The organism is Caballeronia sp. INDeC2 (assembly GCF_023631325.1).
Lineage (GTDB): Bacteria > Pseudomonadota > Gammaproteobacteria > Burkholderiales > Burkholderiaceae > Caballeronia.
Genome location: NZ_JALQDG010000003.1, coordinates 961,592 through 976,653, shown reverse-complemented (window position 1 = coordinate 976,653; position 15,062 = coordinate 961,592). Strand labels below are relative to the sequence as shown.

General features: G+C 64.3%; 19 protein-coding genes and 1 tRNA gene. 9 read left to right on the top strand and 11 right to left on the bottom strand.

Annotated elements, in window-relative coordinates:
- The first annotated feature begins 6 nt into the window (after nucleotides 1–6).
- The gene (locus tag NCS28_RS06435) at nucleotides 7–606 is read left to right on the top strand and encodes a DUF2939 domain-containing protein (protein WP_250512993.1); all 600 of its coding nucleotides are present in this window, start codon (nucleotides 7–9) and stop codon (nucleotides 604–606) included.
- A gap of 4 nt (nucleotides 607–610) precedes the next feature.
- Here NCS28_RS06435 and NCS28_RS06430 read toward each other — a convergent pair whose 3' ends face one another.
- On the bottom strand, nucleotides 611–1,120 hold the full coding sequence (locus tag NCS28_RS06430; RefSeq protein ID WP_250512992.1) for a universal stress protein: 510 nt from the start codon (nucleotides 1,118–1,120) through the stop codon (nucleotides 611–613).
- Between the two features lie 334 nt (nucleotides 1,121–1,454).
- Between NCS28_RS06430 and nodI the strand changes: the two genes are divergently transcribed.
- Together nodI and NCS28_RS06420 are read left to right on the top strand one after the other, a co-directional pair.
- Nucleotides 1,455–2,402, top strand: coding sequence for a nodulation factor ABC transporter ATP-binding protein NodI (gene nodI / locus NCS28_RS06425; protein ID WP_250512991.1), 948 nt, complete (start codon nucleotides 1,455–1,457; stop codon nucleotides 2,400–2,402).
- Nucleotides 2,403–2,406: 4 nt separating this feature from the next.
- Nucleotides 2,407–3,252, top strand: coding sequence for an ABC transporter permease (locus NCS28_RS06420; RefSeq protein WP_284504745.1), 846 nt, complete (start codon nucleotides 2,407–2,409; stop codon nucleotides 3,250–3,252).
- A gap of 56 nt (nucleotides 3,253–3,308) precedes the next feature.
- Here the strand turns inward: NCS28_RS06420 and gnd are convergent, their stop codons facing one another.
- From gnd to NCS28_RS06405, 3 genes are all read right to left on the bottom strand, one after another.
- Nucleotides 3,309–4,289, bottom strand: coding sequence for a phosphogluconate dehydrogenase (NAD(+)-dependent, decarboxylating) (gene gnd, locus NCS28_RS06415; protein ID WP_250512990.1), 981 nt, complete (start codon nucleotides 4,287–4,289; stop codon nucleotides 3,309–3,311).
- A gap of 6 nt (nucleotides 4,290–4,295) precedes the next feature.
- Entirely contained in the window at nucleotides 4,296–6,389 is a 2,094-nt protein-coding gene (tkt, locus tag NCS28_RS06410) for a transketolase (RefSeq protein WP_250512989.1), read from the bottom strand.
- A 284-nt stretch (nucleotides 6,390–6,673) separates the two neighbouring features.
- Nucleotides 6,674–7,726 carry an NADP(H)-dependent aldo-keto reductase gene (locus NCS28_RS06405; protein ID WP_250512988.1) on the bottom strand — a complete coding sequence of 351 codons (1,053 nt, stop codon included), beginning with the start codon at nucleotides 7,724–7,726 and terminating at the stop codon, nucleotides 6,674–6,676.
- Nucleotides 7,727–7,892: 166 nt separating this feature from the next.
- Between NCS28_RS06405 and NCS28_RS06400 the strand changes: the two genes are divergently transcribed.
- The 5 genes from NCS28_RS06400 to NCS28_RS06380 all read left to right on the top strand — a co-directional run bounded on the left by NCS28_RS06400 (nucleotide 7,893) and on the right by NCS28_RS06380 (nucleotide 10,972).
- The gene (locus NCS28_RS06400; protein WP_250512987.1) at nucleotides 7,893–9,317 is read left to right on the top strand and encodes an MFS transporter; all 1,425 of its coding nucleotides are present in this window, start codon (nucleotides 7,893–7,895) and stop codon (nucleotides 9,315–9,317) included.
- A gap of 54 nt (nucleotides 9,318–9,371) precedes the next feature.
- Complete coding sequence (locus tag NCS28_RS06395; RefSeq protein ID WP_250512986.1) at nucleotides 9,372–9,569, top strand: hypothetical protein; 198 nt, start codon at nucleotides 9,372–9,374, stop codon at nucleotides 9,567–9,569.
- A gap of 237 nt (nucleotides 9,570–9,806) precedes the next feature.
- Nucleotides 9,807–10,127, top strand: coding sequence for a hypothetical protein (locus NCS28_RS06390; RefSeq protein WP_284504775.1), 321 nt, complete (start codon nucleotides 9,807–9,809; stop codon nucleotides 10,125–10,127).
- Nucleotides 10,128–10,131: 4 nt separating this feature from the next.
- On the top strand, nucleotides 10,132–10,476 hold the full coding sequence (locus NCS28_RS06385) for a hypothetical protein (RefSeq protein ID WP_250512984.1): 345 nt from the start codon (nucleotides 10,132–10,134) through the stop codon (nucleotides 10,474–10,476).
- Between the two features lie 34 nt (nucleotides 10,477–10,510).
- Complete coding sequence (locus NCS28_RS06380) at nucleotides 10,511–10,972, top strand: lytic transglycosylase domain-containing protein (protein ID WP_250512983.1); 462 nt, start codon at nucleotides 10,511–10,513, stop codon at nucleotides 10,970–10,972.
- Here the strand turns inward: NCS28_RS06380 and NCS28_RS06375 are convergent.
- Complete coding sequence (locus NCS28_RS06375; RefSeq protein ID WP_250512982.1) at nucleotides 10,938–11,291, bottom strand: putative quinol monooxygenase; 354 nt, start codon at nucleotides 11,289–11,291, stop codon at nucleotides 10,938–10,940. The genes NCS28_RS06380 and NCS28_RS06375 overlap by 35 nt on opposite strands.
- Nucleotides 11,292–11,352: 61 nt before the next feature.
- Entirely contained in the window at nucleotides 11,353–12,090 is a 738-nt protein-coding gene (locus NCS28_RS06370) for an SDR family oxidoreductase (RefSeq protein WP_250512981.1), read from the bottom strand.
- A gap of 111 nt (nucleotides 12,091–12,201) precedes the next feature.
- Here NCS28_RS06370 and NCS28_RS06365 point away from each other — a divergent pair, with 111 nt between their 5' ends.
- Nucleotides 12,202–12,447 (top strand): hypothetical protein, encoded by a 246-nt coding sequence (locus NCS28_RS06365; RefSeq protein WP_250512980.1) that lies wholly within the window; start codon nucleotides 12,202–12,204, stop codon nucleotides 12,445–12,447.
- Nucleotides 12,448–12,621: 174 nt separating this feature from the next.
- Here NCS28_RS06365 and NCS28_RS06360 read toward each other — a convergent pair whose 3' ends face one another.
- From NCS28_RS06360 to dusA, 5 genes are all read right to left on the bottom strand, one after another.
- Nucleotides 12,622–12,825 carry a hypothetical protein gene (locus NCS28_RS06360; RefSeq protein WP_061117621.1) on the bottom strand — a complete coding sequence of 68 codons (204 nt, stop codon included), beginning with the start codon at nucleotides 12,823–12,825 and terminating at the stop codon, nucleotides 12,622–12,624.
- A gap of 115 nt (nucleotides 12,826–12,940) precedes the next feature.
- Nucleotides 12,941–13,333, bottom strand: coding sequence for a DUF5594 family protein (locus tag NCS28_RS06355; RefSeq protein ID WP_250512979.1), 393 nt, complete (start codon nucleotides 13,331–13,333; stop codon nucleotides 12,941–12,943).
- Nucleotides 13,334–13,367: 34 nt separating this feature from the next.
- Nucleotides 13,368–13,670, bottom strand: a complete 303-nt coding sequence (locus NCS28_RS06350; RefSeq protein WP_250512978.1) for a hypothetical protein — start codon at nucleotides 13,668–13,670, stop codon at nucleotides 13,368–13,370.
- A 138-nt stretch (nucleotides 13,671–13,808) separates the two neighbouring features.
- Nucleotides 13,809–13,884 (bottom strand) — tRNA-His (locus NCS28_RS06345).
- Between the two features lie 118 nt (nucleotides 13,885–14,002).
- Nucleotides 14,003–15,007: a tRNA dihydrouridine(20/20a) synthase DusA gene (gene dusA, locus NCS28_RS06340; RefSeq protein WP_250512977.1), complete on the bottom strand. Its 1,005-nt coding sequence runs from the start codon at nucleotides 15,005–15,007 to the stop codon at nucleotides 14,003–14,005.
- Between the last annotated feature and the right edge of the window lie 55 nt (nucleotides 15,008–15,062).

The following is a 15,062-nucleotide window of genomic DNA, read 5'->3' as shown; positions in this document are numbered from 1 at the left end:
CATCGCATGTCCCGCACGACCCGCTCCGTCGCTACCGCGCTCGTCGTCCTGATTCTCGTCGCGGCGCTCGCTTTTATCTACGCGTCACCTTACATCGCGCTGAACCGCGTGAAACGCGCAGCCGATGCGCGCGACGCTCAGACCGTCAATCAGTACGTCGATTTTCCCGCGCTGCGCGCGAGCCTCAAGGAACAGGTCGGCGCGCTGCTCACGCGCCGCGTCGACATTCAGAAGAGCGGCAATCCGCTCGCGATCATCGGGGCGATGATCGGTGCGGCGCTCGTCGGTCCTCTGGTGGATTCGTATGCGACCCCGGACGGCGTCGCGGCCATTCTCAACGGCATTCCGCCGCGTGGAGATCCGGGCGAGCAACCGCCGCAGGCCGGCAGCGGCTCGCCGGCTGCGCCTTCGAACGCGCCGGCCTCCGGCGTCACGACCGCGCAGCCGGCACCGAAGGAACCGCCCCAGACCACGGCCGGTTATCGAAGCCTGAACACGTTCGTCGTCACGTATCGGCACGGCGCGGGAGACGCGCAATACTCGGCGATCTTCCATCGCTACGGCCTCGTGTCATGGAAGCTCGTCGCGGTCGATCTCAACGGATGACAAATCAAGCGCCGGCTTCGGCCTTGACCGGTTTCGCCGCGTAGGCTGCCTCGTCTTCGGCCTCCGCCGACTCCCCGGCCTGACAGACGGCAACGAGAATGCTGCACTTCACGCGGTCGAGCAACGGCGTGTTGCCCGCGCCCATCCACCAGCGCGCGAGCCCGTTGCGGCAGCGATGCCCGACCACGACGAGATCGACCTGAAGGCTTTCCGCGAGCGCCGCGATCTCGTCGATCGGATGCCCGAACGCGAAATGGCCCTGCGCCGGAAGTCCCCGTTCGCGCAGCCAGTCGACACCTTCCTGCAGAATGTCGCGCGCGGCCTCTTCGAAGCGTCCGCAGGCCATATCGGTTAGCAGTCCAGCGCTCTGCGCGATGCTCGATCGCATGTCGACCACCGCGAGGACGTGCGTTTCCGCATTCAGATCCAGCGCGAGATTCGCGCCTTGCCGCAATGCCTTGCGACCCTCTCTGGAGCCGTCATAGCAGAGCAGAATTTTTCGGTAGCTTTCCATCATGACCTCCCTGGCCAACTTGCCCTTCGCGCCCGCCCGATGCGACCGAAGCGCGATTTACCCGCGGCGTTGCTTCATCATCGTGTGTCGCCACATGGGTGGCAACGCTGGAAAACGCTTACCGACCCGAACATGCTAGCTCGCACCGTGCCAGAACTCCGAACACGCCGACGGACAAGCCTCTGGCACTTTCGGCCGGAACCGGTTCGACGCTCGCCGCACACGTTTGACACGCCCTCGCCGCACACGGTTGCACGCCAGGCATCGCCTTGGTGCAATGGATTACACTAGCCCGCTGGATTTCCACACGCGATTTTCCCTGCGGCAGGAATGCATGACTGATCAAACATCACGCGAGTCCGACGAAAGCGGCGCGCCCGCCATCGAGTTCAGCGTAGTAAGGAAGCACTACGGTGAGCGCACCGTCGTCGATGGTCTGTCGTTCGATGTGCGTCCCGGCGAATGCTTCGGACTGCTCGGCCCGAACGGCGCGGGCAAGACGACGACGCTCAAGATGCTGCTCGGCATCACCTCGCCCGATAGCGGCGCGATCCGCCTCGTCGGCGAGCCGGTGCCCGCGCGCGCCCGTTTCGCGCGCGAACGCGTGGGCGTCGTACCGCAATTCGACAATCTCGATCCCGATTTCACGGTGCGCGAAAACCTGACCGTCTTCGGCCGCTACTTCGGTCTGACCGGCGCCCGCATGGATGCGCTCGTGCCTTCGCTGCTGGAATTCGCGCGTCTGGAGAACAAGGCCGATGCGCGCGTCGGTGAATTGTCGGGCGGCATGAAGCGTCGTCTCACGCTCGCGCGCGCGCTCGTCAACGATCCCGATGTCCTCGTGATGGACGAACCCACCACCGGGCTCGATCCGCAAGCGCGGCATCTGATCTGGGAGCGGCTGCGCTCGCTCCTCGCGCGCGGCAAGACGATCCTTCTGACGACGCATTTCATGGAAGAAGCCGAGCGTCTGTGCGACCGCGTCTGCGTGATCGAGGAAGGCCGCAAGATCGCCGAGGGACGGCCGCACGAGCTCATCGAATCGGTGATCGGCTCGGATGTGATCGAGATCTACGGACCCGATCCGCAAGCGCTCGCGGCGGAACTCGAACCGTTGGTCGCGCGCATGGAAGTGAGCGGCGAAACGCTCTTTTGCTACGTCGACGATCCGCAGACCGTGCACGCGCGCGTGAAAGGCCGCGTGGACGTGCGCTATCTGCATCGTCCGGCGAATCTCGAAGATGTTTTCCTGCGTCTCACGGGACGCGAGATGGTGGATTGAAACAATGGATACGCTCGAACCATCCCGCATCGGAAGAAAACGCGAGCCGAAGCACGCGGAAAAATTCACGCCGCTATCCAGCGCGCTGCCCGCCAACGCAACGCACTGGATGTCGGTCTGGCGGCGCAACTATCTCGTCTGGAAGAAGCTCGCGATCGCCTCGATGATCGGCAATCTCGCCGATCCGATGATCTATCTCTTCGGCCTGGGGCTCGGTCTCGGGCTGATGGTCGGGCATGTCGACGGCGTGTCGTACATCGCGTTTCTCGCGGCGGGCACGGCGGCGTCGAGCGTGATGATGTCCGCGAGCTTCGAGGCGATGTACTCGGGCTTCTCGCGCATGCACGTCCAGCGCACGTGGGAAGCGATCATGCATACGCCGCTCACGCTCGGCGACATCGTGCTCGGCGAGGTCGTATGGGCCGCGAGCAAGTCGGTCTTGTCGGGCGTGGCGATCATGATCGTCGCGGGTGCACTCGGCTATGCGAGCTTTCCGTCGATGCTGATCGCGCTGCCCGTCATCGCGCTGACGGGACTCGCGTTCGCCAGCACGGCGATGGTCATCACCGCGCTCGCGCCGAGCTACGACTTCTTCATGTTCTATCAGACGCTCGCGCTCACGCCGATGCTGCTGCTCTCCGGCGTGTTCTTTCCGATCGCGCAACTGCCCGCGATCGCGCAGCACGTCACGCAGGTTCTGCCGCTCTTTCACGCGGTCGAACTGATCCGCCCGGCGATGCTCGGCCGCCCGTTCGACGGCGCCGCGCTCCATGTGCTCGTGCTGATCGCGTATGCGGTCGTGCCGTTCTTTATGTGCGCGTGGCTTTTCCGTCGACGCATGATGAAATGAAAAACGGCGTTGGACCGCTAGTCCATCGCCGTGTCCGTATCGTCGAAGAAAAAAAGCTACTTCGCGGGAAACTCGTGGTGCCCGCCGAAGCCGAAGCGCATCGCGGAGAGCATGCGTTCGGGGAACGATTCGGCATCGCGCGAGCGGAAGCGCGTGTACAGCGCCGCCGACAGCACCTGCGCGGGCACCGCTTCCTCGATCGCCGCCTCGATCGTCCAGCGCCCTTCGCCGCTGTCCGCGACTTCCGCCGAGAAGCGCTCGAGCGTGCCGTCGGTGGCGAGCGCGCCCGCGGTCAGGTCGAGCAGCCATGACGACACCACGCTGCCGCGCCGCCACACTTCGGCGATATCCGCGAGATCGAGCGTATAGCGCTCGCCTTCCGCGAGATCCTTCGACTCCTTGTGCCTCAGGATGTGAAAGCCCTCCGCATACGCCTGCATCAGACCGTACTCGATGCCGTTGTGCACCATCTTCACGAAGTGCCCCGAGCCGACCGGCCCGCAATGCATGTAGCCGTTCTCGACGCGCGGATCGCGCCCTTCGCGGCCGGGCGTTTCGGGAATGTCGCCGCGTCCGGGCGCGAGCGTCGCGAGAATCGGATCGATGCGGCGCACGACCGCTTCGTCGCCGCCGATCATCATGCAGTAGCCGCGCTCCAGTCCCCAGATGCCGCCCGACGTGCCGACATCGACGTAATGGATGCCCTGCTCGCGCAACTGCGCGGCGCGGCGGATATCGTCCTTGTAGAAGCTGTTGCCGCCGTCGATGATCACGTCGTCCGCGCCGAGGATCTTGCGCAGATCGTTGAGCGTGTCTTCGGTGATCTTCCCCGCGGGCAGCATCAGCCAGACGACACGCGGCGCGGCCAGCTTCGCGACGAGATCGCCCAGATCCTTCGCGCCCGTCGCGCCGTCGCTCGCGAGCGCTTCGGTCGCTTGCGGATTGTGATCGTACGCGACGCATGTATGTCCGCCGCGCATCAGCCGCCGCCCGATGTTGCCGCCCATGCGCCCCAGTCCCACGATGCCGATCTGCATGTTGATTCACTCCTTGCCGTTGGATTTCACGCGTTCGATCTGCTTCTTCGCCGCTTCGTAGACCGCTTCCGGCGTGAAGCCGAATTTCGTCTTCAGCGCCTTCAATGGCGCCGATGCGCCGAACGTGTGCATCACGATCTGCGTTCCCAGGCGGCCGACATAGCGATCCCAGCCGAGCGTCGCGGCCTGTTCGACGCACACGCGCGCATTCACGTCCGGCGGCAGCACCGAGTCCTTGTACGCCTGATCCTGCTTCTCGAAGATGTCCCACGACGGCATCGACACGACGCGCGCCGCGACGCCCTCGGCCTTCAGCTTCTCGTAGGCCTCGACGCACAGCGACACTTCGCTGCCCGTCGCGAGCAGCAGAACTTCGGGCTTCTTGTCGCCGTCAGCGCCGGCGAGCACATAGGCGCCATGCTTCACGCCATCGGCCGATGCGTACTTCTTGCGATCGAAGGTCGGCAGCGCCTGGCGCGTGAGCACGATGCACGACGGCTCCTTCGAATGCGTCAGCGCGACGCGCCACACTTCGCTCACCTCGTTCGCATCGGCGGGACGCAGCGTGCAGAGACCCGGCACGCCGCGCAGGGAAGCCAGTTGCTCGATCGGCTGGTGCGTCGGACCATCCTCGCCGACGCCGATCGAATCGTGCGTGAACACGTAGATCACCGGCACTTCCATGATCGCAGAGAGCCGGATCGGCGGCTTCATGTAGTCGCTGAAGATCAGGAACGTCGATCCATACGGACGCAGTCCGGAGAGCGCCAGGCCGTTGCAGACCGCGCCCATGCCATGCTCGCGGATGCCGAAGTGCAGATTGCGTCCGCCGTAGCTGTCGTGCTCGAAGCTGCCCGCGCCCTCGAACTTGAGATTCGTCTTCGTCGATGGCGACAGATCGGCCGCGCCGCCGATCAGCCATGGAATGCGCGGCGCGATGGCGTTCAGCACCTTGCCCGATGAATCGCGCGTGGCGATGCCTTTTTCGTCAGGCTCGAAGGTCGGAATGTCGGCGTCCCAGTTCTCTGGAAGCTTCGATTCGAGCATCAGCCACGCTTCCTTCGCGAGTTCCGGATTGGCCTTCTCGTAGGCGTCGAAGCGCTCCTTCCATTCGGCATGCAGCTTCTTGCCGCGCGCGCCCATGCCGTCGGCGAAGTGTTGCATCACGCCATCGGGCACATAGAACTGTTTGTCTTCCGGCCAGCCGTAGAACTTCTTCGCGAGCTTGACCTCTTCCTCGCCAAGCGCCTCGCCGTGCGCGCTCGCCGTGTCCTGCTTGTTCGGCGCGCCCCATCCGATGATGCTCTTCACGACGATCAGCGTCGGCTTGTCCGTGTGCGACTTCGCCTTGTTTATGGCGTCTTCGAGCGCCTGCGCGTCGTTGGCATCGTCGACGTGCAGCGTGTGCCAGTTGTAGCCGTGAAAGCGCGCTTCGACATCGTCGCTATAGGCGAGATCCGTATGGCCTTCGATGGTGATGCGGTTGCTGTCGTAAATCCAGATGAGGTTCGAAAGCCGCAGATGCCCCGCGAGCGACGCGGCTTCGTGCGACACGCCTTCCATCATGTCGCCGTCGCCGCACAGCGCGTAGACGCGGTAATCGAAGATCTTGTCGTTGCCGTTGTTGAAGTAGGCTTCCTTCCAGCGCGCGGCCATCGCCATGCCGACGCTGTTGCCGAGACCCTGCCCGAGCGGCCCGGTCGTCGTCTCGACGCCGGTCGTCATGCGGTATTCCGGATGACCCGGCGTCTTGCTGTCGAGCTGACGGAAGTGCTCTATGTCCTCGATCGACACCGCGGGCTTGCCCGTCGGCTTGCCGTTCTGGTCGAATTCCTTCACGCCCGCCAAATGCAGCAGCGAGTAAAGCAGCATCGACGCATGGCCGACCGATAGCACGAAGCGGTCGCGATTGGGCCACAGCGGCGCGTCGGGATCGTAACGGAGATGGTTCTGCCAGAGATGGAACGCGACGGGCGCGAGGGCCATCGGCGTGCCGGGGTGGCCGGAGTTGGCCTTCTGCACGGCGTCCATCGACAGGGTGCGGATGGTGTCGATCGTGAGGCGATCGAGATCTTTGGCCTGAGGTGTTGCTTGAGACATGAGCGACGACTCCTTTGCGAAGAGCGCGCTGTGGCGAACGGCGCCGCAGCGGGCAACCAGGACCATCGAGCAAGTGTAGTGCCTTGCAGCCGGCACCGCACGGCGAACATTGCGAGGGGTGCGCCGTGCATCGAACAGTGAAGCGCTTCGACGCACGGCGGTATTACGAAAAGGATGCAGGCACTGCACGCCTGCCTGACGAACGTTGATACGAACGTGAATGCTGACACATTCGCGGCCGGCGCATCCGATTCTTCTACAAATCCCTGACCGGACAGGGAAATTTACGGCGCCGGATTCGGCTGGCGTTCGTGCAGCGCTTCGATTTGGGCCAGAATTTCCTCCGACAGTTCGACGTTCACGCTCTCTATGTTCTCCTTCAACTGCGGCATCGACGTCGCGCCGATCAGCGTGCTCGTCGTGAACGGCCGCGTGTTGACGAACGCGAGCGCGAGCTGCGTCGGCGTGAGGCCATGGCGCTTCGCCAGTTCGACATACGACGTGATGGCGGCGAGCGCCTGCGGCTTGCTATAGCGCTGAAAGCGCTCGAACAAGGTGATGCGCGCGCCGACCGGACGCGCCCCGCCTTCATACTTGCCCGACAGCCAGCCGAACGCGAGCGGCGAATACGCGAGCAGCCCGACGCCTTCCTTGTGCGTGAATTCGGACAGGCCGAGCTCATACGTGCGGTTCACGAGGCTGTACGGATTCTGAATGCTGACGATCTTCGGCAGGCCCGCCTTTTCGGCCGCGCGCAGGAATTGCGCGACGCCCCACGGCGTTTCGTTCGACACGCCGACATGACGGATCTTCCCCGCCTTCACGAGATCGGCGAGCGCCGCGAGCGTTTCCTCGATAGGCACCGTGTATTCATCGTCGATGTACGGATATGCGGGGCGGCCGAAGGTCATCGTGCTGCGATCGGGCCAGTGCAACTGGTACAGGTCGACGTAATCCGTTTGCAGACGCTTCAGACTGGCGTCGATGGCTTCGTTCAGGTTCTTGCGATCGAACTGGTTGCCCGCTCCGCGGATGTGCCGAGGATTGTGCGGCTGGCGCGCGGGCCCGGCGATCTTCGTCGCGAGCACGATGTCGCCGCGCTTCGCGGGGTTCCTGGCGAGCCACGTGCCGATGTATTCCTCGGTGCGGCCCTGCGTTTCGGCGCGCGGCGGCACCGGATACATCTCGGCCGCATCGATCAGGTTCACGCCCTGGGCCAGCGCGTAGTCGATCTGCTCGTGCGCCTCGCTTTCGGTGTTCTGCTCGCCCCAGGTCATGGTGCCGAGCCCGATCAGGCTGACGTCGAGACCCGAATCACCCAGTTTCCGAAACTTCATTGCTGATTCCTCTTGTTGGCGTTGTGTTTGCGCGCTGTCGGCGCATTGTCGGAAATGCTGCTGGGCTGGTTTTCCGACAATCGCAAAAACTACCATAGGCGCGAAAGCTCTGCTCTCGCGGCTAGAATGGCAAGCTTCCAACGAGTCATGCAGGAGCGCCCGACCGATGCCGTCCGCCAGCGATCGCGAGAAAAAAGGCTCGTCGCTCATCGTCACGCTCGTCGCGGCGACTTTCTTCATGGAGAACCTCGACGGCACGATCATCGCAACGGCTTTGCCGCAGATGGCGCGCTCGTTCGACGTGCATCCCGCCGACATGAGTCTCGGCATCACGGCTTATCTGCTCACGCTCGCCGTGTTCATCCCGATTTCCGGCTGGGCCGCCGACCGCTTCGGCTTGCGCACCGTGTTCGCGAGCGCGATCGCCGTGTTCACCGCCGCGTCCGTGCTGTGCGCGACCACGTCGACGCTGCCCGCGTTCGCCGCGGCGCGGGTGCTGCAGGGGATCGGCGGCGCGATGATGGTGCCCGTCGGCCGGCTCGCCGTGCTGCGCGCGACGCCCAAGGAAGGCCTGATGCGCGCCATCGCGATCATCACGTGGCCCGGGCTCGTCGCCCCGGTGATCGGCCCGCCGCTCGGCGGCTTCATCACGACGTATTCGTCGTGGCGCTGGATCTTCTATCTGAACGTGCCGCTCGGTCTGATCGGCTTGCTGCTGACGCTGCGCTTCATCGGCAACGAGCGCGAGTACGCGACGCGGCGCTTCGATCTGCCGGGCTTCGCGCTTTGCGGGATCGCGTGCACGACGCTGCTCTACGCAATGGAGCTGGTCGGCCGCAGCGACGCCGACTGGACCTTCATCGGCGTGCTCATCGCGGTGGGCGTGGCGGCGGGCATCGTGTCGTGGTGGCATCTGCGGCGCGCGGCGCAGCCGGTCGTCGATCTGTCGGCGCTGAAGGTAAAGACCTTTGCCGTGGCGATGGGCGGCGGATCACTCTTTCGCATCGCGATCAGCGCGGCGCCTTTTTTATTGCCGCTGATGTTCCAGGTCGGCTTCGGCATGAACGCGTTCGATTCGGGCCTGCTCACGCTCGCCGTGTTCGCGGGCAATCTGTCGATGAAGCTCGTCACGACGCCCGTGATGCGCCAGTTCGGCTTTCGGCCGGTGCTGATCGTCAATGGCGTGATTGCGGCGCTCTCGCTTGCCGCGATGAGCCTGCTCACGCCGGCGACGCCCACGCTCGTGATCGTCGTCGTGCTGTTCGCGAGCGGCCTGTCGCGCTCGCTCCAGTTCACGGCGCTCAATACGCTGAGCTTCGCCGACGTACCGAAAGCGCAGATGAGCGGCGCGTCGGCGCTTTCGAGCACGCTCTTTCAGATGACGATGGGCATAGGCGTCGCGGTCGGCGCGATCGCATTGCGCTTCGGCGAGTGGCTGCACGGGCACGATGCGCATTCGATCGGGCCGGAGGATTTCAGCGTCGCGTTTCTGATCGTCGCGTTTGTCGGGCTCGTCGGCGTGCTGGATCTGTTCGGGCTCGCGAGGGACGCGGGCGCGTTGGTGTCGGGGCATCGGAAGACGAAAGGGTGAGGGTTTTATGACGTGAGGGCTCAAGCCTTCGCCGCGCGTGCCGTAATCCCCCGTATGAACTCCCACACCCTCGACTCGCTCGCCGCCCTGACCGAAACGGTTGCCGCCATCCGCCACGCGCGCGGCCTCAAGAATCCTCACGATCTGCCCGAAGGCTCGCCCGAACGGGAGATCGCCGCCGACGCCTTCGCCGACGACTTCCTCCGCGCACTCGATGCCGAGCCGAGCATCGGCGCATGGTGGCCCATCTGACCGATCCGCGACATCGCGGCATCGTTCGACGCGATGCGCGCCGGCAGATTTCTCGAATCGCTGTCTTCTGAGTCAAGTCTTGCTATTTGGCGAAACGTTTGCGCGCGGCTATCAAGTCGCGCGCGCGCGCCGTCATCTCGCATATCGCCACGATTCGATCAGGAGATTCCAGTGAAGGGGGCAGCCTCATTTCTTTTCGCCGTCGCCGTCGCGTTCGCCCTGAGCGGCTGCGCGCCGATGCCGCCGCTCAGCACGGCCCAGAGCGACAAGCCGGCGGCGAGCGCCGACATCATCCGCTTCGAAATTCCCGCTGACGCGCTCGGCGCGCGCGACCCGCAACTCACCGCGATCCTCGCGAAAGCCGGTGCGCTCGCGGCCGCGCAGAAGCAGCCGACGACCATCCTCGTGACCGCGCTCACGCAGGACTTCCCGTATCTGAATCAGGCGATCTGGAAAGGCGTTCCTTCCCGGCACACGGTCAAGCTGAGCCTGGAGAACCTGACCGCCGGCGCGCGACAGCCCTACAGCGTGTCGATCAAGCCGACGCAGGGAGGCTGAAGCGATGCGCCGAATCCTGATTCCGAGCCTCGCCATGCTGCTTTCGGCGAGCGCCATCGCCGGTCCGCTCGACGTGAGCGCGCCCGCTTCCGTGCAAACGCTCGCGGCGCTCTCGCCCGTCGTCCAGAAGGTCTATCCGCCCTTGCCGACGCTCGCGATGCTGCCGCCCGCCGCCATCGACGACGACGAACCGCCCGTCAAATCCGCGAGCAGAAAGAGCAAGAAAGCGCGCCGCGTCGCCGTCGATTGCAAATGCAGCGGCCCGGGGCCGCGTCTCGTCGTGTCCGACGAATCGCGCACGTACATGAAGGACATCGAGCATCGCATCGACATCGCGCTCGCGCCTTGAGCGCCACGTCCCACTCCCGAAGGAGCCACGCTTCATGTTCCGATCGACCCATGCCGCCCTCGCCGCCTGCGTGCTGTTCGGCGCATCGCTTGCGACGAGCGCCGCGCACGCCGACGATTGCTTCGAGCAGGCCGGCGCCTATCAGGGCGTGAATCCCCTCGTGCTGCGCGCGGTCGCCTGGCGCGAATCGAAGGGCGATGCCGCCGCGATCAACCGCAATACCAACGGCTCGATCGATATAGGCCAGTTGCAGATCAACTCGATCCATTTTCCCGATCTCGCGCGTCAGGGCATTCCGCATCGCGCGCTCGCCGATCCATGCGTCAACGTGTTCGTCGCCGCGTGGCTCCTCAAGCAGAAGATGGTGAAGTACGGCAACACGTGGCGCGCGATCGGCGCTTATCACTCGGAGTCGCCGAAACATCGCGATGCCTACGCGCGCAGCATCCAGCAGATTCTCGTCAGCTGGGGCGAGTTGCAGCCGTCGATGCGCTGAGCGCGCTCCGTTCGTAGGCCCGCAGCGGCGTGAGAAATTCGATCGTCCGCTCGCGCGCGAGCAATTGCGGCAGAACGGCCTCGTATGCCTGCCGATAAGGCCGCCCCAGATGCTGCGCACGGAAATGCTCGGCCGAGCACGCCCACGTTTCATACAGCACGAGCGTGTCCGGATCGTCGGCCGCGCGATGCAGATACGTGTTGATGAAATCCGGCTCTTCGGACATGCGTTCCAGCACGTCGAGAAGACGCGTTTCGAGTTCCTCGCGATGCTCCGGCTTGCCCGGCAGATGCACGACGAAAGAAGTGATGTCGCTCATGATGGATGCCTCACGGTGCACGGACCGCGCGTGCGGTCCGCGCGCTTGACTCAAAGCCGGCTCAAAGCTGGCTCATGCCGCCGTCGATCACGATCTCCGTGCCGACGATGAAGCCCGATTCCGCCGATGCCAGATGCAGCACCGTCGCCGCCACTTCGCTCGACTTGCCGAAGCGCCCGAGCGGAATCTGGCTCTGAAGCTGGGCGGCGGCTTCGTCGACGAGGCCGAGCTTGCCGTGCAGCGGCGTCGAGACCGGGCCGGGGCTCACCACGTTCACGCGCGCGCCGCGCGGCAGCAATTCCGCCGACAGCGTCTTCGCGAACGACACGAGCGCCGCCTTGCTCGCCGCGTACACCGACGACATCGGCATGCCGATATGCGCGTTGATGGAACCGTTCAGTACGATCGACGCGCCTTCGTTCAAGAGCGGCACCAGCGACTGGATCTGGAAATACGGCCCTTTCACGTTGATCGCGAAGGTTTCGTCCCACGCCTTTTCGTCGATGTCGGTGAACGGCGCGAACGTGCCGACGCCCGCGTTGACGAAGATCGCATCCAGCCGGATGTTTGCATCGACGAGCGATTGCGCGAGCTCACGCGCGGCGCCGACCGTGCCGGCCACGTTGCGAATGGCGATCGCGTTCGCGCCCAGCGATTCGCGCGCCGTGGCGAGCGAGCTTTCGTCACGGCCCGTGATGATGACGCGCGCGCCTTCCGCCGCAAATGCCTGCGCTGCCGCGAGACCGATACCGCTGTTGCCGCCGGTGACCAGAACTGTCTTGCCTTCGAAGCGATTCATGACGTTCTCCTTGTGAACGTTGATCAGTGTGAAGTCATTATGGGCGGGACTTCGCGCGCTGCCGTACGACATGGTTGGCGCACATGTTCGATATCGTCGAACGAGTTTTCTGTGCGTGATGCGGCCCGCAAATCTTCTGACGGGAAGCGGCTCCGCCTTGCCGGGGTCAGGCCGATCTTCGACGATTACATCGCGGCGAACGTACTGCAGGAGCGGCTGCGCTTTCATGCGGGCGATTTCTCGAAGTCCTGCACGACTGGAATCTGCCGCAGAAGATGTGAAGTGGTCATGCGGCGCTGCAGCCGGGCGGCAGCCCTCATCGACGACGAACGGCGTCAGAACGCGCTCGGCTTCTGATGAGCCCGACGTGCTGTCGAGACGCTTCGCGGCTTGACTACACCGGCGCGCAAATGCCGAGCGTGGATGAAGGAAGCGGGATTTCAGCGGCGCGCGTCGAGCCTCTGGTGGGACCGGATTCGATGGTGATCGCGACGAAGTGAATCCGTCGCGCGCCGCGCGTGTGACGCTTCGTCAGCGGTCGTTCGACATTCCTTTCAGGCGATCGTTGCCGGCGTCGCGGGCCGCGTCGGCGGTAGCGAAGTTTTCTTCGGAGACAAGGGTGCGCTTGACTTCGCGCGCCGAAAAATCGACGAGCGTCAGCACCCACACAAAGCCGCCCGCTTGTTCCGCGGTCTGCACGAATGCGCGCAGATCGCCTTCATTCGACGATGCCATATCGACCTCCACGTTCATGTTGATGCGCCCTGCCGGCGTCACGCGATACGTGAGCGCAGGCGGAAACGATGCGTCGGCTGAACGGACGCTAACAGGCGGCAGCCGGCCGCCGTGATCAGGCTTCGAAATCGAGACCGCCGAACAGCACCGACGGCTCCGCTTGCGAGCGCGTCGCGAGATCGACGTCGCGCGCGCCCTGCCAGGCGTCGAACTTCGCGGCCATCGCGTCGAGATATCGCAGGAAACGGGCCTCGCCGCCGGCGCCCATCAGACGCTCGATCTCTTCGTCGTCCCAAGTCAGAAATACATTCAGCGAATACGGATAGCCGCGCGGATCATCGCGCTCGTGATGCGCGCGCTCGGCGCTGACATGCAGACGCGTCGGCACGGCCGCACGCTCGTAGGGAAGAATCTCGACGCGCACGCCGTGCCCGACGACCCGCATCACGCGCTCGACGATGCGCGGCATGAAGTCGGTCTCGAACTGAAGCGCCTGTTGCCGATTCAACGCGTGTCTCCGCGAGCGCCCTTTCGCGACATGCTCAGACGGGCGGCAGGTCTTCGAGCGATTTCTCGATCTGCCCGTCCTGCACGCGCGCCTCGATGCCGATATGGCCGTTCGTATAAGGCAGCGCGCTGACTTTCGGACCGAGGAACGCACGGCCGCCGAGCGTGAAGAGCGTGCGGACTTCCTTGCCGCTTTTGATGGCGTCCACGACTTGCTGGACGTCCACGATGGTGGTGGGTGCGGCCCAGTCGTTCGTGGCCGGATCGAAACTGCCCCAGCGCACGTTGGTCACGCGGTCGTTGACCCAGCGCACACCGTCGATCGCCAAAGTGGTCATGTCTGCCTCCAGTGTCGTCGTTGGGGGTGGTTTGGAAATCCTAGCATGGTGAAGGAAAGCGGGTGAACGTTTGCGCCGCCGGAGCCAGAAAAGCAAAAAGCCCAGTCGAATGACTGGGCTTTTTGCTTGAATTCTCGGTGGGGTGGCTGATGGGACTCGAACCCACGACGACAGGAATCACAATCCTGGACTCTACCAACTGAGCTACAGCCACCACTGTTACCGCGATCCTGACCGCTTCAAACTTGCCGCAGCAATCAAGAAGCGAGATTATACGAACAAAGATTGCGCTTGCCTAGTACCTTTGAGCATCTTTTTCCGAAGCGAGCGCGTCAGGACTCGATTGCTTCCAAAGCTTCGCGAAGGTGGCTGCGCGCTTCGTCGAAAACCGTCAGGTCGCCTCTCGCGAGGCGGCGATTGTCGGAGAGCACGCGACGCCATCCGCGCGCGCCCGCGACGCCGCGATACAGCCCCAGCGCATGCCGCGTCACCGCGCCGAGATACGTGCCGCGCGAAAGTTCGTCACGCGCGTAGTCGATCAGCCCCGCCTCGATGTCCTCGCGCGAGGGAACCGGCGTATCGGCGCCATAGAAGCGCGTATCGACACCCGCGAGCACGTACGGATTGTGATAAGCCTCACGGCCGAGCATCACGCCGTCGACGTGCTTCAGATGCTCTTCGACTTCATCCAGCGTCTTGATGCCGCCGTTGATCGACACTTCCAAATGCGGAAAGTCGCGCTTCAAACGATACGCATACTCGTACTTGAGCGGCGGAATCTCGCGGTTCTCCTTCGGGCTCAGGCCTTTCAGGATCGCGTTGCGCGCATGCACGATGAACACCTCGCAGCCCGCATCGGCGATCGTGCCGACGAAATCGCGCACGAACTCGTATTCTTCGACCGTATCCACGCCGATGCGATGCTTGACCGTCACCGGAATCGAAACGGCATCGCGCATGGCCTTCACGCAGTCGGCGACGAGCTGCGGCTCCTTCATCAGGCACGCGCCGAATGCGCCGCGTTGCACGCGCTCGGAAGGGCATCCGCAATTCAGGTTGATCTCGTCGTAGCCCCACTGTTCGCCGAGCTTCGCGCTTTTGGCGAGATCCGCCGGTTCGCTGCCGCCGAGTTGCAGCGCGACGGGCGCCTCGGCGGGCGTGAACGCGAGATGCCGGGCGACATCTCCGTAGAGCAGCGCGCCGGTCGTCACCATCTCCGTGTAGAGCCAGGTATGACGCGACACGAGGCGATGCAGGGACCGGCAATGGCGGTCCGTCCAATCCATCATCGGTGCGACGGAAACGCGGCGGGGGCTGATCTTCGATACGGCTGACATGGGCGACGGCAGCCGCGCTTTCGTGCGAACCGCCTGAATCTGAAGGGGAATCCGC